The organism is Kitasatospora sp. NPDC059722 (assembly GCF_042733235.1).
Lineage (GTDB): Bacteria > Actinomycetota > Actinomycetes > Streptomycetales > Streptomycetaceae > Kitasatospora.
This window is the reverse complement of sequence record NZ_JBHWGD010000024.1, coordinates 83534-103940: the sequence shown is the minus strand read 5'-3', so window position 1 is coordinate 103940 and position 20407 is coordinate 83534. Positions and strand designations below refer to the sequence as shown.

Sequence of the window (20407 nt, the reverse complement as noted above, 5' to 3'; positions counted from 1 at the left end):
CGGCGGAGAGCATGACGTTCGGCTCGTGGAACGGGTAGAAGCACTCCCCCAGCCCGCCGAACCGGCGGCTCACGAATGCCGGCGCGGCGATTTAAACCCCCACCCCGCCGGGGCGCCCGCCCGGGCGCGGCCGGGGGCGCGGGGCGGCCCCGGCGCCCCGCCCCCTGGCGGCGCCGGCGCCACGCCCCCCCCCCCCCCCGTTCCGGCGTTCCCGCTCAAGGCATCAGAGCAGCCGCAGCAGCGCCGCCCGGTCCACCTTGCCGGTGTCGCGCACCGGGAACGCGTCCACCGCCAGCACCCGCGCGGGCACCAGGTGCGCGGGCAGCCGGGCGAGGAGGTGCGCCCTGGCCTCCTCGGGGGCCGGCCCGTCGGCCGCCGGCACGTAGAAGGCGACCAGGTCCCGGCCGCCGGGCCGGTCCACCGTGGTGACGAGCGCGGCGCGCACCCCCGGGCACTGGTGCAGGGCGTGCTGGACCTCGCCGAGTTCGATCCGGTGGCCGCGCACCTTCACCTGCTCGTCCAGCCGGCCGAGGAACTCCAGGTTGCCGTCGGCCAGCCAGCGGGCGCGGTCGCCGGTGCGGTACATCCGCCCGCCGGGCTCCGGCGAGCCGGGTTCGGGACGGAAGGACGCGGCGGTCAGCGCGGCCCGGCCCGCGTAGCCCGCCGCGACGCAGGCCCCGGCGATGTAGAGGTCGCCCGGCTCCCCCACGGGCAGGGGCCGCAGGGCGGCGTCCAGGACGTGGTAGCGGGCGTTGGCCATCGGACGGCCGTACGGGATGCTCGGCCAGGCCGGGTCCACCTCGCCCACCGGGAAGGCGTTGGACCAGACCGTGCACTCGGTGGCACCGCCGAGGGCCACGACCTCGGCGCGGGGGAAGGCCGTGCGGATCTCGTCGGGGAGCGTGAGCGGCACCCAGTCGCCGCTCAGCAGCACCAGGCGCAGCGAGCCGCGCGCCTCGGCGGGGAGGCCGTCGGCGGGCCGTCCGTCGAGGAAGGGGGTCAGCATCGCGAGCGCGGCCGGTGCCGAGTCCCACAGGGTGATCGGCTCGGCCTCCAGGAGGTCGATCAGCACCTCCGGCTCGGCGATCTCGGGCTGGGTCGCCAGGTGCACCGAGCCGCCCGCCGCGAGCACCCCGAAGAGGTCGTAGACGGACAGGTCGAAGCAGAAGGAGGCGACCGCGAGGATGCGGTCCCCCGGCCCGACCGCCCAGGTCCGGTTCAGCCAGTCGATCAGGTTGACGACCGGGCGGTGCTGGACCATGACGCCCTTGGGCTTGCCGGTGGAGCCGGACGTGAACACGGCGTACCCGAGGTCGTCCGCGGTGACGGTGCCGGGCGGCAGCGCTCCGGCGGGCCTGGCCTCGATGTCGGCGCCGGTCCACACCCGGCCGGGCCGCACGGCGGGTGCCGCGCCCTCCCCCACGGTGATGAACGCGTCGTAGCGGTGGGAGAGTTCGCCGGCGAAGTCCTCCGCGCGGCGGCGGCGCACCTCGACCCCGGCGACCGGCGGCAGGAGCTGCGGGAGCCGCTCCAGCAGGGCGGGCGGGATCCGCAGGCCCGCGTGGGCCTCCAGGCCGGGGTCGATGAGGTCGGCCAGCAGCAGGGTGCCGCCGGGGCGGAGCATCGGCAGCAGGCCCCGGAGGGTCTCCAGGAAGTAGTCCAGGTCCGGGAGGAACTGGACGGTGCTCGCCATGATCGCCAGGTCGAAGGTTCCGGACACGGCCTGCGGCACCTCGTGGGCGTAGCAGACCGCGCCTTCCGCCGCGTAGCCGCCCGCGGCAGCCGCGGCCAGGTTGCGGGAGACGGCCACCGAGGACGGGTCGACCGCCACGTAGCGGGCGGCGGTGGGCGCCAGCGCCTCCGTGATCAGGCCGGACCCGCAGCCGACCTCCAGGATCCGGGCGCCCTCGCCCGCCGCCTCGCGGCCCAGCCGCCCGACGTGGTCGCGGTAGCCGGTCACGTCGCCCGGCCGGTAGGGGCGTTCGGAGCGGCGGAGGTTGAAGCCGGCCGCCTCCAGCGGGTCGGGCTCGCCGGAGAGGAAGTCGAAGAACTCCTCGACCATCTCGCGGTCCAGCACCTCGGCCCAGGTGTCCTTCGCGGTGATCTCGGGGCAGATCACCTCGCGCACCGAGGGCGCGTCCCAGCGCAGTTCCTGGACGGCCTTGAGGCGGGCGCGGCCGGCGACGACGCAGCTCACGCCGAGGTCGGTGAGGAGTTCGAGGGCGCGGGCCCGGGGCCAGGCCGGGTCGATCGGCACGTACGCCGCGCCGGCCTTGAGCACCGCCACCAGGGAGGCGGCGGCCGACGGGGTGCGGTCGGCGTACAGCGCCACGTACGAGCCGCGGCCGATGCCGCGCTCGGCCAGCAGGCGGGCCAGCCGGTCCGTCCAGGCGTCGAGTTCGCCGTGGGTCAGGGCGGTGCCGTCGCTCGCCACCAGGGCGGGCCGGTCGGGGTGGGCCCGGGCGGCGGCCCGCAGCAGGTCGGGGACGGTCGCGGTGTCGGGGAAAGGGCGGCCGGTGGCGAACCACTGCGGCGGAGGCAGGAGGCGGTCCGGTCCGGTCATGACGCGCCGGCCCCCTTCTCCTCGCGGTCCTCGCCGGGGACGAGCCCCCGGGCCGTGAGCGCTCCGGCGAGGTCGGAGACGGTCGGGTGGTCGAAGAACATCCGCAGCGGCAGGCGGGTGCCGACCCGCCGGCCGATGCCGGCCATGATCCGGGCGACCAGCAGCGAGTGGCCGCCGACCGCGAAGAAGTCGTCCTCGTCACCGAAGTCGTCGCGCCCCAGCGCGGCCGCCCAGCCGGCCCGGACCAGGGCGGTGGCGGAGGGGAGAAGAGGGTGGGCTGTTGACACTACTGGCCTCCTGCGAGTGGGTGCGCGCGGTCCGCGGCGGGGACCGTCGCGAGCGTGGACACGATGGCCGTCAGGCCGTTCAGGACGCGGTCGAGCAGCCGCTGGACGTCGGTCTGCGGGTGAGCGACGGCGTTGTGGCGCACCCGCACCAGCAGCCGGTCGTCGATCAGCAGGGCGCTGACCTCCAGCGGGTAGGGGCGCGGGTTGTCGGGGCCGCGGTCGCCGGTGCCGGCGAGCGGCAGCGGGGTCAGCACCCGGCCCTCGGCGGGCGCGCCGCCGCCGACCAGACGGCCCGCGCGGCCCAGGTAGTTGACGTTGACGGTGGCGGGCGGGCGCGCGGCCAGCCGGGCGCGCACCGCGGGATCGCTCGCGGCGTGGCGGAGCAGGCCGTGGCCGAGGCCCTCGGCGGGCAGCCCGGCCAGCAGCGCGCGGACGGTGCGGTAGGTGGCGGCGGGGCCGGCCTCCCCGGTCTCCCTGGCCTCCCCGACCTTCCTGGCTTCCCCGACCGCGCCGGCCTCGCCGGGCGACCGGTCCGGTGCGACCGTCACCGGGTGGACGGCGGTGAACCAGCCGACGGTGCGGCTGAGGTCGACGTCCGGGAACAGGTCGGCCCGGCCGTGCGTCTCGATGTCCAGCACCACCTCGCGCTCCCCCGTCCACTCCGCGACCGCCTGGGCGACGGCGGCGAGCAGCACGTCCTGCGGGCGGTCGCGCCCGCGGCCGCCGGTCGCGGCCAGCAGAGCGGCCGTCGCCTCGACGGGCAACGCGGCCTCGGCGAGGGCGGCCTGGCCCTCCGTGCCCGCGTCGGGGCGGGCGACCGGCCGGGCGGCCGGGCCGCTCCAGCGCTCCAGTTCGGCCCGGACGGCGGGCGAGTCGGCGTGGGCGTGCAGCCGGGTCGTCCACTCGGCGAAGGGGGTGGTGAGCGGGGGCAGGTGCACCTCCTCGCCCGCGAGCAGTTGCTCGCAGGCGCGGCCGAGGTCGTCCAGCAGGATCTGCCAGGAGACGAAGTCGACGACGAGGTGGTGGGCGGTGAGGAGGAGGCGCAGGCCGGGCTCCTCGCTCCCGGGAAGGAGCACGGCGGCGAACAACGGCCCGTCGGCCAGGTCCAGTTCGGCCTGCGCGCGGACGGCGGCGCTCTCCGGATCGGCGCCCGTGCCGGTGGCGTCGATGACGCGGACCGGCTCGGCGTCGGGCCGGGCGGTCTGGTGCCAGCCGTCCTCGTCGCGGTGGTAGCGGAAGCGCAGCGCCGGGTGGTGCGCGGCGACGGCGAGCAGGGCGCGGCGCAGCAGGTCCGCGTCCAGGCCTGGGGCGGCGCGCAGCAGCAGTGTCTGGTTCCAGTGCTGCGGCCGGACGAGCGGCAGGTCGAGGAACCACTGCTGGACGGGCGCGAGTGGGACCTCCACAGGGCCGTCCGGCGACGCCGGGGCGGAGGGCTCGGGTGCTGCCGTCCGTTCGGCCACGGCGGCGAGTTCGCGCACGGTGGGGTGGGTGAAGATCTGCCGGGGCGTGAGCCGCAGACCGGCCTCGGCGGCCCGGGAGACGATGCTCATGCTGGTGATCGAGTCGCCGTCGAGATCGAAGTAGTCGTCCTCGGGGCCGACTTCGGCGACGCCCAGCACCTCGGCCCAGATCGCGGCGAGGACGGCCTCCACCGGGTCCGTCGGGCCGGCCGGGCGGTCCGGCTCCTCGGTCCGGGGCTCCTCCGTCCGGGGCTGCGCGGCCGGCGCCGGGCCGGTGCGGGCGGTCTTGCCGTTCCGGGCGGCGGGCAGGCGGTCGGTCAGCAGCACCTCGGCGGGCAGCAGGTACTCGGGCAGGAGCTCGCGCAGCGCCTCCCGCAGACGGGGCGTCGACCGCCCGACGGCCACGCGGGCGACGAGGTCGGCGTCCTCCGTCACGGCGACGGCGCCCAGCACCCCGGGCAGCCCCAGCAAGGCGGCCTCCACCCGGCCGGGCGGAACCAGGTAGCCGTTGCGCCGGGTGAGATCGGCGGCGCGGCCCAGCACGACGATCCCGCCGTCGGGCAGCCGGCAGGCGAGGTCGCCGGTGCGGACGGGCTCGTCGCCCGCGAAGCGCGTCACCCACAACTCGCCGGACACCCCGGGCGGGGTCGGACGGCCGACGTCGTCGAGCACCCGGGCGGTCATCCCGTCCAGGGCCCGCCCGACCGGCAGCGGCCGGAAGGGGTCGGTCGCGGGCAGGTCGTCGGCGACGACCTCGCGGGCGCAGACGACGGGCGCGGTCTCCGCACCGCCGTAGCCGTGCAGCAGCCGGGAGCCGGGGCTCACCGCCCGCCACCGCGCGGCCACCGCGGGGGTGAGCGGCTCCCCGGTGACGAGGAGCGTGCGCACGGCCGACTCGCGGCCGGACGCGGCGAGGCCGGGGAGGAGCGCGGAGAGCTCGGACGGGGTGACGGTGACGAGGTCGAAGGAATCGGTGCCGCAGAGGAGCCGGGACAGCTCACCGGAGGTGGCGACCACCACGGTGCCGCCCGCGGCGAGCGCCGCGAGCGACCTGGCCAGCACCTGGTCGGCGCCCGGCCCTCCGTGGACGAGGACGCGAACGCCGGGCCCGCACTGTCCGGCGAGCCAGTGCGCCCAGGCGGCCAGCGCGCCGTGCGGCTGCACCACGGCCCTGGGCTCGCCGGTCACGCCGGACGTGTTGAGCACCAGCGCGGGATCGCCCGGCCCGACGGGGACCGGTTCGACCCGGCCGGCTTCGCCCGGCACCTCCGGGCAGAGCACCGGCATGGGCAGCGCGCCGAGTTCGGCACGGCCCTCCGCCGTGGTGATCAGCAGGGCCGCGTCCGCGCACGCCGCACGGACCTCGGCGGCCGTGTCGAGCGGCTCGGCGACCGCGCCGCACCACAGCACGGCCAGCCCGGCGGCCAGCAGGTCCGCGGGCCGCCTGGGAAGCCGGAGCAGGACGCGGGCGCCCGGAGCCAGGCCCAGCGCGGCGATCCGGGCGGCCAGCTCCCCGGCTCGGTCGGACACCTGCCCGTACGTCAGCGTGTCGGCGCCCGCCACCAGAGCGGTCCGCCCGGGGTGGGCGCGCGCCAGGTCGCCGATCGCCTGCGGCAGCGCGGGCGGCGGGCCGGCCGGAGCGGTGCGATCGGGCCGAGGGCCGCGACCGGCGACCTGCCTGGCGGCGGGCGCGACCGGATCGTCGACCGGCCCTCCCTCCGGCGCGTCCCCCGCCGACGGCCGCACCGGCCGCACCGCCGGGCCACCCGTGGCCGGGGCTCCGGCGGCCGGGCCGGCGAACGGCGCCACCGCCCCGCCACCCGCGTCCAGCTCCGCCAGCGGCAGCTCCGGCCGCTCCAGGAGCCGCCCCACCCACTCCTCGAACCGGGCGGCGAACCGCTCGACCGTGGCCGCCTCGTAGAGGTCGGTGTTGTACTCCCAGGCGATCGCCACCGAGTCCGCGGACTCGTGGACCGCGCCGGAGAAGTCGTAGACGACACCGCGCCGTCGCAGCGGGAGCGACTCCAGCGCGAGCGAGCCCAGCCGCAGTTCCTGGCCGGCCCCGGACAGGAAGCGGCTCACCGCGAGCATCCCGCCGTCCTGGGCCTTGTTCTGGCCGAAGCCGATCTCCACCAGCGGCGTCCGGCTGCGGTCGCGCCGGCGGCCGGGGTGTTCGGCGGCCAGCTGCTCCACGACCGTCGCGAAGGGCAGTTGCTGGTGCTCCAGACCCGCCAGCAGCCCGCGGCCCGCCGAGGCGAGCAGGTCGGTGAACGGGAGCTGCGGGTCCACCCGCGTGCGGCACACCACCGGGTTGACGAAGTAGCCGAGCACGTCGGCGAATTCGGAGCGCTGGCGGTTGGTGGTGATGGTCGCGACGGCGATGTCGCGCTCGCCGGTCCAGGCGTGGAGGTAGCCCTGGAAGGCGGCGAGGAGGACGGTGTAGACGGTGCTGCCGTGGCGGCGGGCGAAGTCCTGCAGGGCCTTGACCCGCGGCTGGTCGAACTCGTGGACGTGGAGGGCGCCGCGCTGGCTCTGGACCACCGGGCGGGGCCGGTCGGCGGGGAGTTCGAGGGCGGGCGGCGGGTCGGCGAGGAGGTCGCGCCAGTACGCCCGGTCGCGTTCGGCCACCGGGCCGGCGAGGGTCTCGGCCTGCCAGCGGACGTAGTCGGTGTAGCCGTGCCGGGGCGCGGGCCGGTACAGCTCGCCGTCGGCGGCGTGGGCGGCGGCGAGGTCGCGCAGGAGGGCGACGGTGGACCAGAAGTCGGTGGCGATGTGGTGCACCGTCACGAGCAGGACCGGGCCGTCGGCGGCGCCGAGGTGCAGCCGGACGCGCAGCGGAGTCTCGCGGTCGAGCTCGAAGGGGCGGAACGCCGTCGCGCTCAGCTGCTCCGTCCGGTCGGGCCAGTCGGCGGGGACGGTGAGCACCGCGAAGTCGACGTCCGCGTGCTCGGCGACGCGCTGGACCGGGCGGCCGTCGCGCAGCACGAAGGTGGTGCGCAGGGCGGGGTGGCGGTCGACGAGGGCCTGGAAGGCGCGGCGCAGGGCCGCGGGGTCGCAGTGCGAGGTGATCCGGGCCGCGAAGCTCTGGTTGTAGGCGGCGGCCTCCGGGACGAGCTGGTCGGCGTGCCAGATCGCGGACTGGTTGTGGGAGAGCGGGAACTCGCCGACGACGGGCCCGCGGACGACGAGCGCCTCGGTCGGCCCGGCGGTGTCCTCGGCGAGGCGGCGGGCGAGGGTGTCGAGGCTGGCGCCGCCGAGGAGTTCGGGCAGGCCGACGGTGCGGCGCAGGTCGTCCTGGACGGCCATCTTGAGGCGCAGCGCGGCCAGCGAGTCGAGGCCCTGGGCGTGCAGGGGCGCGGCCGGGTCGAGCCGCTCGGGCGGGACGGCCAGCAGGTCGGCGGCGCGTCGGCGGAGGTGTTCGGTGAGGAGGCGGGCGCGCCGGCGCGGGTCGGGTTCGTGCCGGATCCCGGCGGCCGGGCGGTCCGCGTCGGCGTCCACGAGGGCGGCGAGTTCGGCGGCCAGGCGGCCCCGGCGGAGCTTGCCGAGTTCGGTGCGCGGCAGGCCGTCGACGGTCTCGAAGCGCGCCGGGACCTTGTGCCCGGCGAGGCGGGCTCGGCAGTGCGCGCGCAACTCCTCGGCGGGGACGGGGCCGTCGTCGCCCGGTACGACGGCGGCGACGAGCAGGTCGCCGCCGCCGGCCAGGGGGACGCCCACCACGGCCGCCGCGCGGACCGCCGGGTGCGCCTCCAGGACCTCCTCGACCTCGACGGGGTTGACCTTGTGCCCGCCCGTGTCGACCAGGATCCGCTTGCGGCCGGTGAGGTGGAGGCGGCCGTCCTCGTCGAGCCGGCCCAGGTCGCCGGTGAGGTAGCGCCCGGGGCCGGGGCGCAGCAGGGTGCCGCCGGGGGCGAGTTCGCCGAGCATGACGGAGCGGCTGGTGACGGCGATCTCGCCGGTGCTGCCGGTCGGCAGGGCGCGGCCGTGCTCGTCCAGCACCTCGACCCGCACCCCGTGCAGGGGGCGGCCGACGGACTCGGGGACGAAGCCGTCGGGGTCGCAGTCCCAGCTGACGCTGCCGGCCTCGGAGCTGCCGTAGGTCTGGCGGACGGGGACGCCGAACCGGGCGAGGAAGCGCTCCCGGACGGCGGGCGGCAGGAAGTTGCTGCCGGAGAGGCAGAGCCGGACGGAGGAGAGGTCGGCGGGGCGGTCCTCGGGCCAGTCGGCGAGGGCGCCGAGCAGGTAGGGCACGGACGGGAGGACGGTGACGCGGTGGCGGGCGACGAGCGCCAGCAGGTCGGCGGGGTCGGGCCCGCCCGCTCCCGCCGCACCGGAGGGCTCGGGCAGGACGAGGGTGGCGCCCGCCAGCACCGCGACGATCATGCAGCAGAACTGGCCGAGCGCGTGGTACAGCGGCACGGGGCAGAGCATGACGTCGTCGGGGGTGACGGCGGCGCTGGCGATGATGTGGTCGGCCTCGGCCAGCTGGTTGTCCTGGCTGCGGCAGATCCGCTTGGGCTCGCCGGTGGAACCGGAGGAGTAGGTGAGCACCCACGCCCGCTCGGGGTCGGCCGGGCGGGCGGGCAGCGCGTCGGCGCGCATCAGCTCGTCGAAGTCGAAGGAGTGCCCGGCCGCCGCCGGGCCGCCGACGACCACCAGGGCGGCGCCCGGGGCGAGTTCGGCCCAGCGGGGGGCGAGCGCCGCCGTGGTGACCACGACGTCGGGCCGGCCCTCGGCCAGCACCCGGCGGTACTCCGCCTCCGTCAGCCCCGGGTCCAGCGCGAGCACGCGGGCGCCGATGCCCGCCGTGGCGAAGTAACCGACCACGAACTCGGGGCAGTTGGGCAGCGCGAGCAGCAGCAGGCCGTCCGGTCCGAGGCCGAGCGCGTGCAGTCCGCCGCGCGCCCGGGCGATCCGGTCGGCGAGTTCGCCGTGGGAGATCCGGCGCTCGCCGCAGACCAGCGCCGCCCGTCCGGGCCCGCGGTCCGCCACGGCGCGCAGCCGTCCGTCGATCACGCCGCGCCCCCGCTCGCCTCGGCCCGGGCCAGTTCGGCGACCACGTACTCCTGGACGTCGCTGAGGCGGCGGATGAGCCGGGCCCGCTCGCGGTCGATCGCCGGCAGGCCGTACTCGTCCTCCAGCGCGAAGGCCAGTTCGAGCAACGCGAGGGAGTGGTAGCCGAGTTCCTCGACCAGCTCCGGGTCGGGCCGGTCGGCGAGGCCCTGGTCGGGCGCCATGCCGATCACGATGTCGCGGATGTCCTGCCGGATCTCTTCCGCGGTGCGCTGGGTCATGGAGGTTGTCTCTCCCTCTCGAAGGAAACGGGATTCAGTCGCCGACGCGGACGTCGAGCAGGTACGGCCGGGGCGAGGCCAGGGCGGTGCGCAGGGCCCTCGCCAGGCGGGCCGGGTGCTCGACCCGGCCGGCCGCGCAGCCCTGGGCGCGGGCGAGGGCGGCGAAGTCGAGGCCGCCGATCCGCGTGCCGACGGCCTTGCCGAGCCCGAAGCGGTCGGCGAAGCGGTCCACCGTGGCGTAGCGGCCGTTGTTGACGACCAGGACGGTCAGCGGCAGGCCGAGTTCGGCGGCGGACCACAGGGCCTGGATCGAGTACATCGCGGAGCCGTCGCCGACCACCGCGATCACCCGCTCGTCGGGCCGGCCGAGCGCCATGCCGACGGCGGCCGGCAGCGAGTGGCCGAGCGAGCCGCTGGCGCACGTGTAGAAGCTCTCGGGCCGCTCGTTGGGCAGGTACTCGCACATCACCGGGCGGCTGCTCGGGGCTTCCTCGACGATGACGCTGCGGGCCGGGCGCAGGTCGGCGAGGGTGCGCATCAGCAGCGGCTGGGTGATGACGTCGCTGTCCGGGACGGGGGCCGGTGCGGGCCGCGGGGGCGGGAGTTCGCGGGGGACGGCCGGGTCGAAGGCGAGCAGGTCGCGCACGCCGAGGCGGATGCCGGTGAGCAGCGCGTCGCCGACCGGGGTCCAGGCGGCGGTGGCCGGGTCGTCGGTGAGCTGGTGGAGCGCTGTACCGGGCGGCAGCACCGGACCGGTGCCCGCGACGTGGTAGGTGAAGACCGGTGCGCCCAGCGACAGCACGAGGTCGTGGCCGGTCAGCCGGGCCACGATCTCCTCGCGCACCGGGGGCAGGAAGCCCGCGAAGAGCGGGTGGGTCTCGGGGAAGGCGCAGCGCGAGGACATCGGCGCGGCCCAGACGGCGGCGCGGTGGCGCTCGGCCAGCTCCACCACGTCGGGAACCGCCCGGTCCTGGTCGACGGCGGCGCCCACCACGAAGGCGGGGCGGGCGGCGCCGGCCAGGGCGCGGCCGACGCGTTCCAGCGCCTCGGGGTCGGCGCGCAGCGTGGTGGAGACCGTCCGGGGTTCGACGGGTTCGCAGGGCCGGTCCCAGTCGTCGGCGGGCACCGAGACCAGGGTCGGGCCGTAGGGCGGTGACATGGCCAGGTAGCAGGCGCGGGCGATGGCGGCCGGGACGTCTTCGGCACGGGCCGGCTCGCGGCTCCACTTGACGTACGGTTTGGGCAGTTCGGCCGCCTGGTCGTTGAGCAGGTACGGTTCCCCGCCGAGCAGCGAGCGGGCCTGCTGGCCGGCCACGACCACGAGCGGGGTGCGGTTGCGCCAGGCGGTGAACAGGCTGCCCATCGCGTGGCCGACGCCGGCGGCGGAGTGCAGGTTGACCACGGCGGGGCGGTGGCCGGCCTGGGCGAAGCCGTCGGCCATGGCCAGCACCACGGACTCCTGGAGCCCGAGGACGTAGCGGAAGTCGGCGGGGAAGTCGCGGAACATCGGCAGCTCGGTCGAGCCGGGGTTGCCGAAGACCGTGGTCATGCCGAGGCTCCGCAGCAGCGCGAAGGTGGCCTCGCGGACGGTGGGCGGGCGGCCGGTCGGCTCGTCCTGACGGGCTGGCACGCTGGTGGTCCCTTCGGGGTCGGGGGTTGCGGCGGTACGGTCCGTACGGGTCAGTCCCGGTCGGCCTCCGAGAGCTCCTTGGCCTCCGACAGCGCCGCCCAGATCCGTTCCGGCTTGAGCGGTGTGGCCGTCAGCCGGTGGGCGATGTGCGGGACGGCGGCGGCGACGGCCCCGGCCACGGTGGCCGGGGCGGGGATGACCCCGCCCTCCCCGAGGCCCTTGAAACCGCCGGGGATGACCGTGCTCGGCGTGCACCGGTGCTCCACCGTGACCGGCGGGACGTCGGCGCAGACCGGGAGCACGTAGTCGGTGAAGCCGGTGGCGAGCGGCCGTCCGGTGGCCGGGTCGTGCACGGCCTCCTCGACCAGGGCGATGCCCAGGCCCTGGACGACGCCGCCGACGATCTGCCCGTCGGCGATGGCCGGGTTCACCAGTACGCCGCTGTCGTTGACGGTCCAGTAGTCCTCGACGGTGACCTCCGCGGTCTCCAGGTCGACCGCGACGGCGGCGCCGTGCGCGCTGTAGGAGTAGGTGATGGCGGGCGGGTCGAAGTCGACGCTCTCCTCCAGCCGGATCCGGTCCGGGTCGGGCCGGCCCCAGCCCCGCCAGCCGCGGGCGGCGACCTCGGACCACGCGGTCGTGGCGTTCCCGGCCGGCCAGCGGAACTGGGCGCCGTCCAGCACCACTTCGTCCGGCGGGGCGCCGAGGTGGGCGGCGGCGAGGGCGTGCATCCGCTCGCGCATCCGCCCGGCGGCCCGCACGAGGGCCCCGCCGGCCAGCGTGACCGAGCGGCTGGCCTGCGAGGTGAGGTCCGAGTAGGGCGCGGTGGCGGTGTCGCCGAGCTCCACGGCGATCCAGTCCAGGGGCACGCCGAGCCGGTCCGCGACGATCTGGGCGAGGGTGGTCTCGATGCCCTGGCCCACCGGGATCACCCCGGCGAACACGGTGACGGTGCCGTCCTGGTTGACCCGCACCCGGGCGCTCTCCCAGCCGGCCCAGTCGATCCGGAACAGTTCCAGCAGCGCGGAGGGGGCGAAGCCGGTGATCTCCACGCTGGCCGTCACCGCGACCCCTCGGCGCACCGTCCCGGTGGACTCCCGGGCGCGCTCCCGGGCCAGTTCGGCGGCGCGGCGCAGCGCGGCGGGGTAGTCGCCGTTGTCGTAGGTGAGCCCGGTGCGCGTGGTGTACGGGAGTTCGTCCGGCCCGAGCAGGTTGTGCAGCCGCAGCCGGACGGGGTCGTGGCCGAGCTCGCGGGCGGCCTCGTCGATCAGCCGTTCGCGGATCCAGGCCGCCTCCTGCATGCCGTAGCCGCGGTAGGCGCCGGTCGGCACGGTGTTGGTGTGGACGGTGGTGATGGTGGCCCCGGCCTGCGGGAACCGGTACGGGCCCTCCAGAGCGAGCCCGGCGACCTGGAACGGGCCGCTGCCGGCCTGGATCGCGAACGCGCCGAGGTCCCCGGTGATCTCGGCGGCGAGCGCGAGGAAGCGCCCGTCCGCGTCCAGGGCGAGGCGGGCGCGGGCCCGCTGGCCGCGGCCCTGGTAGGAGGAGCTCAGGTTCTCGGTGCGGTCCTCGATCCACTTGACCCGGCGGCCGAGCCGCACGGCGGCCAGGCAGACCAGCGCCTCGTCGACGTACAGAGTGACCTTGCCGCCGAACGACCCGCCGACGTCCGGCGTCACCACCCGCACCTGGTCGACCCGCAGGCGCAGCGCGGTGGCGAGCTCCTGGCGGACGGCGTGCGGGGACTGGGTGCTGCTGTGGACCGTCAGGCGCCCGGTGGCGGGGATCCACTCGGCGAGCAGGCCGCGCGGCTCCATCGGGCTGTGGTTGATCCGCTGCACCGCGAACTCGCGCTCCACCACGTGCGGGGCGGCGGCGAGGACGGCGTCGAGCGCGGCCGGGTCGTCGCCGAAGTGGATCCGCCCGCCGATGTTGTCGGGGGCCTCCGGGTAGAGCCGCGGGGCGTCCGGCGCGAGCGCGGCGGCCAGGCCGATCGCGGCGGGCAGCGGGTCGATGTCGACGGCGACCAGCTCCGCGACGTCCTCGGCGAGCGCCCGGCCGCGCGCCACCACCAGGCCGATCGGCTGGCCGACGTAGCGGACGGTGCGGTCGCCGAGGGCCACGGTGCCGGTGAGCTGGCCGGGGATCCGCCAGGCGGTGGGGATCGGGTCGGTGAACCGCTCGATCTCGTCCGGGCCGAGCACCAGCAGCGCCTCGCCGCCGGCCAGCGCCGCCGCCGGGTCGAACCGGGTGATCCGGCCGTGCGCCACCCGGCTGCGCAGCACGACGGCGTGCAGGGCCCCGGCGTCGTCGATGTCGTCGACGAAGCGGCCCTGGCCGCGCACCAGCCGGGGCGCGTGCACGCGCGGGACGGCGCGCCCGATCATGCGGCCGGCGTCGGGACCGGCCCCACGGCCAGCGTCGGACGCGGTCATGCCGTCGCCCCCTCGCCCTGCCAGTGCCGCTCGATGGCGGCGCGGATGCCCGCGTAGCCGGTGCAGCGGCACAGGTGCCCGCGCAGCACCTCGGTCACCGCCTGGTCGGCGCTCAGGCCGGCCCGGTCGGCGTAGGTGAGGCCCATCAGCACGCCGGGCGTGCAGAAGCCGCACTGCAGGCCGTGCTCGTCGGTCATGGCCTGCTGCAGCGGCGCGGGCCGGCCGTCCTCGGCGAGGCCCTCGACCGTTTCCACCCGGCAGCCGTCGGCCTGGCGGGCGAGCATCAGGCAGGAGCGCACCGGTTCGCCGTCCACCAGCACGGTGCAGGCGCCGCACACGCCCTGCTCGCAGGCCACGTGGGTGCCGGTGAGGCCGAGGCCGTGGCGCAGGAAGTCGCTGAGCAGGGTGCGGTCCTCGGCCTCGGCGGTGTGCGCGGCGCCGTTGACGCGCAGGCTGATCGATGTGCCGCTCATCGGTGACGTGGGCACGGGCTAGCTCCCCTCGGTGAGCAGGTGGACGGCGGCCCGGCGGAGGACCGTGCGCAGCAGGTCGCCCCGGAACTCGGCGCTGCCGTGGAGGTCGGAGGGCGGGCGGGTGCCGGCGACGGCCGCGTCGGCGACCTCGCCCAGCGCGCCGTCCGCCGCGGCGGCGCCGTACCCGGCCAGGGCCTGTTCGGCCCCGGTGAGCCGCAGCGGGCGGTCGGCCACCCCGCAGGCGGCGATGCGGGCCTCGGCCACCGCGCCGGCCTCCAGCCGTACGCCCACGCACACGCCGACCAGGGGGAAGCCCGCCCCGCCGCGCCGAGTGACGGACTCGAAGCGGTAGCGGAAGCCGGGCCTGCGCGGGAAGGAGACGGCGGTCAGGAGTTCGTCCGGCCGACGGGCGGTGCGGTGCGGCCCGGTGAAGAACTCCTCGGCGGGCACGGTCCGTTCGCCGCCCGCCCGGCGCAGCCGCAGCGTCGCCCCGAGCGCGACCGCGGTGGCCGCGAGCTGCGCGGCGGGGTCGGCGTGGCAGAGCGAGCCGCCGAGGGTCGCGCGGTGGCGGATCTGGCGGTGCGCCACCCGGGCGGCGGTCTGCGGCACGACGGGCAGCGCTGCTCGCAGCCCCTCGTGCCGTTCCAGGTCGTGCAGCCGGGTCATCGCCCCGACCAGCACGGCCGTGCCGGTCACCTCGACGCCGGCCAGCTCGGTGAGCCGGTTGAGGTCGAGCACCACGGCGGGCCGCACCCGGCGCAGGTTGAGCAGCGGCACGAGGCTCTGCCCGCCGGCCAGCGGGGCGATGCTGCGCCCGGGCGGGTCGAGCAGGGCGAGGGCCTCGTCGAGCGTGCCGGCGGCCCGGTACTCGAAGGGTGCGGGTTTCACGGGGCGGCTCCTTCGGCGGTGGCGTCCCCCTCGGCCGGGCCGGCGCCCTCGGTGCGCTCGCGGACCAGGTCGGCGGCGCGCTCCGGGGTCAGGTGGCACAGGGCGTCCAGCACGGTGGCGTCCAGGAGGACGGCCGCGCCGGAGCGTTCCGAGACGAGTTTGAGCCGGGTCCCGTTCCCGGTCGGGTAGCTCGACACCGTGACCGCCGCCGACTCGCAGCAGATCCGGCACAGTTCGGTCTCCCGGCGTTCCTCGGCCGTCCAGGCCAGCCCGTTCATGCCGCTGCCTCGCCTCCCGCGGGCCGGCGCGTGCCGGCCCGCGCTAGAAGATGATCGAGAGTTGCTGGTGCGTGGCGACCTCGGTGTCCAGCAGGACCCGGCGCCGCAGCAGCCGGTAGCCGGCGCCGGGCAGGCAGCGCACGATGTCGTGCCGGGCGGCGGTGGCGAGGGCGGCCTCGCCCCGGCCCCGCGTCCAGGAGGCGAGCACGTTGCACTCCACCCGCCAGGTGTCGGCCTCGGGCGCGGCGAACACCCGCACGCCGCTGATGAAGTGGCGCGTCACCCCGCCCGGGCGGTCGGACCACGCGTGCCGCAGGCCGGTGCGGCCGAGCTTCATCGCGAGGATGTGCTTGGTCGCCTCGAACAGCAGCGCCCGGTCGCTGTGCCGGGGCAGGGCCGGGTCCTCGCGCAGCAGCGGGACGGGCACCTGGTAGAGGAAGCGCTCGTCGAGGAGGTCCAGCCAGTCCTGGTGGCGGCCCTCGTCCAGGGCGGCCGACTCCTCGGTGAGGAACGCGCCGGCGGAGGCGTCGAGTTCGACCTGGCGGGCCCCGCGCGGCGGGAACGGCTGGAGCTCGTAGGCGGGTTGGTGGTCCGTGCGGACGGGCTCACTCATCGTCGCCCTCCGAACGCGGTGCGGGCGGCCTCACGCATCGTCGCCCTCCATCAGCTCGGCCCAGCGGCGGTAGAAGGCCCGCTGGTTCTGCTCGGACAGGGTCAGGTACTCGGCGCGGCCGGGGCCCGGGAAGTCCGGCACCGGTTCGCCGAGGCCGAGGCCCAGCGAGAGGTCGAGCGGGGCGCCGTCGGCCACCGTGCCGCCGATCGCGGCGTCGATCCGGGCGAAGTTCTCGAAGTCGTCCACCTCGAAGAGGATTCCGCCGGCCGACTGGGAGCGGGCCTGGAAGGCGTACGAGCGGCGCTTCCACTCCTCGTCCACGTGCCGCTTGGGCACCAGCGTCCAGTAGAGGCACTCGGTGTGCCGGGCGTCGATCGGGTTGTGCACGCGCCACACGAAGTACTTGGTCAGCGGGTCGTCCTCGCGCCCGATCGCCCGGTCGTGCGAGACGCTCAGGAAGGCGGCGTTCGGGAACAGCACGCCGTGCACGACCTCGCAGTGCGAGTTGAAGCGCACCTGCTCGGGCGTCTGCCCGGCGGTGAACGCCTCCCACACCTCGCGCGGGTAGCCGATGTAGGCCGGGTCCTCGACCTTGGCCGGCAGGGTGCGCCGGCCCTTCTCGACGACGTAGCCGGCCCGCACCGCGTGCCCCTGCGGCGTGGGGACGTTGATCCCGATCAGCTCCAGTTCGCCCTTGCCGAGCGTGCCGTCGGCCAGGCTGGAGCCGTAGATGCCCTGCTCGAACGCGGCCTGGTGGGTGGTGCCCATGTGGTAGCCGTCGCCGGCGAAGTTGTCGGTGACGACCTTCCAGTTGCCGGTCGTCACCGAGCGCTGCGGCGGCCCGTACACCTCCCACTCGCCGCCCGCGAGGTCGAGCAGCGCGTCCAGGTACCAGCGGGCGTCGCCCAGGTACTCCTCCAGCGGCGGGGCGCTCTCGCTCCAGGTCGCGAAGACGAAGCCGCGGTAGCAGGTCACCCGGGCCCGGGGCAGGTCGTAGCGGTCCTTGCGGAAGTCCTCCGGGTAGTTGCTGCGCAGCGCGGGCACGCCCACCAGGCGGCCGTCGTTGGCGAACGTCCAGCCGTGGTAGCTGCACCGGAAGTGCGCGGCGTTGCCGAACGTCGCCCGGCACAGCTGGGTGCCGCGGTGGCTGCACGAGTTGAGCAGCACGGTGAAGCGGCCCTGTTCGTCGCGGGCCACGATCACGCTGTCGTTGCCGAGCCTGCGGACCAGGTAGTCGCCGGCGTCGGGCAGTTCCGACGCGAACGCCAGTAACTGCCAGGACTCCCGGAACACCCGGCGCAGTTCCCGGTCGAGGACCGCTTCGTCGGAGAACGCCCGACGGTCCAGCGGATATCCGGGCAGGACTTCCTGCCAGGGCAGAGCTTCAGCCATCCGTACTCCACGGGCCGGTCGGCGGACGGGGGAAAACAACAGGGAAAGCGGGGGACGCGAAAACGCAGGTTAGGCCGTCCCGCCGCACACTGGCCAGTGTCCAACCGCAGCCGCCCGAACACCGCGCTGACCTCGGGCGATGGCCCGATCGCCGTTCACCGGTGACGCCTTGTCAGGCGTTCGGCGCCTTTGGTCCACTGAGGCCGTCCACGACCCGAATCCCGCCCGGAGGAAATTTCCTTGGCCACCCACGCGCTCGCCGCCGAAGATTTCTCGCACAACGACTTCGAGTACATTCCCGACCCTTTCTCCTTCTACGACCGAATGCGCGCCGAGCACCCGGCGTACCGCTCCGAGAAGATCTTCGGCGGGGCCTGGCTCTTCTTCAGCTACGCCGACTGCCTGGCCCTGATGAAGGACGAGCGGCTCTCCAACGCCCGGGCGGCCGTGCCGCTCTGGTTCCTGCCCGAGGAACAGCGCACCGACTACGCCGACATGCTCGGCGTCTACGAACGCTGGCTGGCCTTCCACGACGGCGCCGAGCACACCAAGAACCGCCGCCAGGCCAACCGCAGTTACGTCCCCTTCACGGACGCCGCGCTGGAGCCCCGGATACAGCGGCTGGTCGACGGGCTGCTCGACGCCGTCGACCCGGCCGGCTTCGACCTGATGACCGACTTCGCCTTCCCGCTGCCGGCCATGGTCATCGCCGACGTCCTCGGCGTGCCCGTCGAGGCGCACCCCGAACTGACCCGCTGGACCGACGACATCGCCTACCTCTTCGGCTCCACCAAGGTCACCGTCGAGCACCTCGACCGCACCCGCACCAGCACCCGCGAACTCGCCGAGTTCCTCGCCTCCCCCGAGTGCGCCAAGCTCTCCGAGGAGCAGAACGGCCTGCTGCACACGCTGCGCACCACCGAGGTCCACGGCCACCGCTTCAGCGACGAGGACGTCGTCGCCCAGGCCGCGCTCCTGCTGTTCGCCGGGGTCGCCTCGATCCGCTACCTCATCGGCAACAGCGTGCAGGCCCTGGAGGAACGCCCGCTGCACGAGCGCGACCTGCTGCTGGACCCGGCCACCGTCGGCCCGGCCGTCGAGGAGCTGCTGCGCTTCTGCACCCCGGTCCAGTTCGTCGGCCGGGTCGCCCGCGAGGACTTCGCCTACACCACCGCCGCCGGCCAGGAGATCGTGCTGCCGGCCCGCCGCCCGATGATGCTCTACGTCGGCTCCGCCAACCGCGACGCCGCCGCCTTCGACCGGGCCGACGAGCTCGTCCTCGACCGCCCGCTGCCCAACCGCCACCTCACCTTCGGCGCCGGCCGCCACCTGTGCTTCGGCGACCCGCTGGTGCGCCAGACCCTCCGGATCGCCCTCGCCACCCTGTACCGGCGCTGGCCCGCGCTGCGCGTCTCGCAGGACGGCTTCAACTGGAACAACAACCTCGGCTTCCACGGCTTCACGTCGCTGCGGGTGAGCGCCTGAGCGGCGACGACCGCCCCCGGATCCGCCGCCCCCGCCACCGCCGCCGACCCACAGGAGCGCTGATGACCCCTCCCCGCCTGCCCCGCCTCGGCAACTTCGTCGACGGCCGGTCCGCCGAACCCGCCGACGGCACGTACACCGAACTGCTCGACCCCTGCACCGGCACCCCGTACCTGCTGGCGCCCGACAGCGGCGAGGAGGACGTCGACCGGGCGATGCGGGCCGCCGCCACCGCCTTCGAGCAGTGGCGCTGGACCAGCCCCGCCGAGCGCCAGGACGCCCTCCTGCGCATCGCCGACGCCCTCGCGGGCCGGCTCGACGAGTTCGCCGCCGCCGAGGCCCGCAGCACCGGCAGCGCGGCGGCGGCCGGCGAGACCCCGCTGATGGTCGACCAGCTGCGCTTCTTCGCCGGCGCCGCCCGGGTGCTGGAGGGCCTGGCCGCGGGCGAGTACTCCCCCGGCCACACCTCCTACACCCGCCGGGAGCCGGTCGGCGTCTGCGCGCAGCTCGCGCCGTGGAACTTCCCGCTGCTGATGGCCGTGCTCAAGAGCGCGCCCGCCCTGGCCGCGGGCAACACCGTGGTGCTCAAGCCCGCCGAGACCACCCCCGAGACGGCCCTGCTGCTCGCCGAGCTGGCCGCCGAGGTGCTGCCGCCCGGGGTGCTCAACGTGGTCTGCGGCGGCCCGGACACCGGGCGGCTCATGGTGCGCCACCCCGTCCCGGCGCTGGTGTCGCTGACCGGATCGGTCGCGGCGGGCACGGAGGTCGCACGGGACGCGGCGGCCGGGCTCAAGCGGGTCCACCTGGAACTGGGCGGCAAGACCCCGGTCGTGGTCTGCGCCGACGCCGACCTCCCGGCCGCCGCCGCGAAGATCGTCGAGGGGGCGTACGGCAACGCCGGCCAGGACTGCACGGCCGCCACCCGGGTGCTGGTCGACCGGGCGGTCCAGGAGGACCTGCTGGTGGCGCTCACCAAGGCCGCGCAGGCGGCCCGCCCCGGCCCGCCGGACGACGCCGGCGCGCTGTACGGGCCGCTCAACAACGCCGACCAGCTGGCCCGGGTCGACGGCTTCGTCCGCCGCCTGCCCGCCCACGCGCGGGTCGTCACCGGCGGCCACCGGGTGGGCGAGGCCGGGTACTTCTACGCGCCGACGGTCATCGCCGACGTCCGCCAGGACGACGAGATCGTGCAGCGGGAGGTCTTCGGGCCGGTCATCACCGTGCAGCCGTTCGCCGACGAGGACGAGGCGGTCGCCCTCGCCAACGGCGTCGAGCAGGGCCTGGCCTCCGCGGTGTGGACCACCGACCACGCCCGCGCGATGCGGTTCACCCGCCGGCTGGACTTCGGCTGCGTCTGGGTCAACACCCACCTCGGCTTCCCGAGCGAGATGCCGCACGGCGGCTTCAAGCACTCCGGGTACGGCAAGGACCTGTCGGTGTACGGGTTCGAGGCCTACACCCGGGTGAAGCACGTGATGCACCACCTGGGCGAGTAGCCCGGCCGGCCGGAACACCCCCGTGGGGGGGGGGGGGGTGGGGGCGGGGGGCCGCGCGGGGGGGGCGGGGTGGGGGGAGGCGGCCCCCCGCCCCCCGCCCCCCCACCCCCCCGCGC

At 76.0% G+C, this 20407-nt stretch carries 13 protein-coding genes; 2 read left to right on the top strand and 11 right to left on the bottom strand.

All coding sequences use genetic code 11. From position 1 onward, the window contains the following. Positions 1-223 precede the first annotated feature (223 nt). Genes ACFV4F_RS17975 through ACFV4F_RS17925 form a run of 11 tightly spaced genes read right to left on the bottom strand, consistent with a single transcriptional unit; the run spans position 224 to position 17310 of the window. A complete protein-coding gene (locus ACFV4F_RS17975) occupies positions 224-2563 on the bottom strand; it encodes an amino acid adenylation domain-containing protein (RefSeq protein ID WP_380503507.1) in 2340 nt (779 codons plus the stop codon). Next, on the bottom strand, positions 2560-2850 hold the full coding sequence (locus ACFV4F_RS17970) for an acyl carrier protein (RefSeq protein ID WP_380449105.1): 291 nt from the start codon (positions 2848-2850) through the stop codon (positions 2560-2562). The genes ACFV4F_RS17975 and ACFV4F_RS17970 overlap by 4 nt, the downstream gene beginning before the upstream one ends. After that, complete coding sequence (locus tag ACFV4F_RS17965) at positions 2850-9323, bottom strand: condensation domain-containing protein (RefSeq protein ID WP_380503504.1); 6474 nt, start codon at positions 9321-9323, stop codon at positions 2850-2852. Before ACFV4F_RS17965 ends, ACFV4F_RS17970 begins: the two co-directional genes overlap by 1 nt. Continuing rightward, positions 9320-9601 (bottom strand): hypothetical protein, encoded by a 282-nt coding sequence (locus tag ACFV4F_RS17960; RefSeq protein WP_380441052.1) that lies wholly within the window; start codon positions 9599-9601, stop codon positions 9320-9322. The genes ACFV4F_RS17965 and ACFV4F_RS17960 overlap by 4 nt, the downstream gene beginning before the upstream one ends. Before the next feature lie 34 nt (positions 9602-9635). Beyond that, a complete protein-coding gene (gene mdlC, locus ACFV4F_RS17955) occupies positions 9636-11231 on the bottom strand; it encodes a benzoylformate decarboxylase (RefSeq protein ID WP_380441054.1) in 1596 nt (531 codons plus the stop codon). A gap of 50 nt (positions 11232-11281) precedes the next feature. Beyond that, on the bottom strand, positions 11282-13666 hold the full coding sequence (locus tag ACFV4F_RS17950; protein WP_380503501.1) for a xanthine dehydrogenase family protein molybdopterin-binding subunit: 2385 nt from the start codon (positions 13664-13666) through the stop codon (positions 11282-11284). Then, positions 13663-14139, bottom strand: a complete 477-nt coding sequence (locus tag ACFV4F_RS17945; protein WP_380503513.1) for a (2Fe-2S)-binding protein — start codon at positions 14137-14139, stop codon at positions 13663-13665. The genes ACFV4F_RS17950 and ACFV4F_RS17945 overlap by 4 nt, the downstream gene beginning before the upstream one ends. 18 nt (positions 14140-14157) lie before the next feature. After that, entirely contained in the window at positions 14158-15027 is an 870-nt protein-coding gene (locus ACFV4F_RS17940) for an FAD binding domain-containing protein (RefSeq protein WP_380503498.1), read from the bottom strand. Then, positions 15024-15305: a hypothetical protein gene (locus tag ACFV4F_RS17935; protein ID WP_380503495.1), complete on the bottom strand. Its 282-nt coding sequence runs from the start codon at positions 15303-15305 to the stop codon at positions 15024-15026. The genes ACFV4F_RS17940 and ACFV4F_RS17935 overlap by 4 nt, the downstream gene beginning before the upstream one ends. Positions 15306-15348: 43 nt before the next feature. After that, on the bottom strand, positions 15349-15918 hold the full coding sequence (locus ACFV4F_RS17930; RefSeq protein ID WP_380441064.1) for an aromatic-ring-hydroxylating dioxygenase subunit beta: 570 nt from the start codon (positions 15916-15918) through the stop codon (positions 15349-15351). Positions 15919-15948: 30 nt separating this feature from the next. Next, positions 15949-17310: a Rieske 2Fe-2S domain-containing protein gene (locus ACFV4F_RS17925; RefSeq protein ID WP_380503492.1), complete on the bottom strand. Its 1362-nt coding sequence runs from the start codon at positions 17308-17310 to the stop codon at positions 15949-15951. 240 nt (positions 17311-17550) lie between these two features. On the opposite strand from ACFV4F_RS17925, the gene ACFV4F_RS17920 reads away from it, so the two are divergent. Together ACFV4F_RS17920 and ACFV4F_RS17915 are read left to right on the top strand one after the other, a co-directional pair. Next, positions 17551-18795: a cytochrome P450 gene (locus tag ACFV4F_RS17920; RefSeq protein WP_380503489.1), complete on the top strand. Its 1245-nt coding sequence runs from the start codon at positions 17551-17553 to the stop codon at positions 18793-18795. A 62-nt stretch (positions 18796-18857) separates the two neighbouring features. Next, positions 18858-20291 (top strand): aminobutyraldehyde dehydrogenase, encoded by a 1434-nt coding sequence (locus ACFV4F_RS17915; protein WP_380441072.1) that lies wholly within the window; start codon positions 18858-18860, stop codon positions 20289-20291. The last annotated feature ends 116 nt before the right edge of the window (positions 20292-20407 follow it).

Bases quoted from the DNA above. Each gene is read 5' to 3' on its own strand.
- ACFV4F_RS17975 (WP_380503507.1), bottom strand. From the start codon at position 2,563: ATGACCGGACCGGACCGCCTCCTGCCTCCGCCGCAGTGGTTCGCCACC.
- ACFV4F_RS17960 (WP_380441052.1), bottom strand. From the start codon at position 9,601: ATGACCCAGCGCACCGCGGAAGAGATCCGGCAGGACATCCGCGACATC.
- ACFV4F_RS17950 (WP_380503501.1), bottom strand. From the start codon at position 13,666: ATGACCGCGTCCGACGCTGGCCGTGGGGCCGGTCCCGACGCCGGCCGC.
- ACFV4F_RS17945 (WP_380503513.1), bottom strand. From the start codon at position 14,139: ATGAGCGGCACATCGATCAGCCTGCGCGTCAACGGCGCCGCGCACACC.
- ACFV4F_RS17935 (WP_380503495.1), bottom strand. From the start codon at position 15,305: ATGAACGGGCTGGCCTGGACGGCCGAGGAACGCCGGGAGACCGAACTG.
- ACFV4F_RS17930 (WP_380441064.1), bottom strand. From the start codon at position 15,918: ATGAGTGAGCCCGTCCGCACGGACCACCAACCCGCCTACGAGCTCCAG.
- ACFV4F_RS17925 (WP_380503492.1), bottom strand. From the start codon at position 17,310: ATGGCTGAAGCTCTGCCCTGGCAGGAAGTCCTGCCCGGATATCCGCTG.
- ACFV4F_RS17915 (WP_380441072.1), top strand. From the start codon at position 18,858: ATGACCCCTCCCCGCCTGCCCCGCCTCGGCAACTTCGTCGACGGCCGG.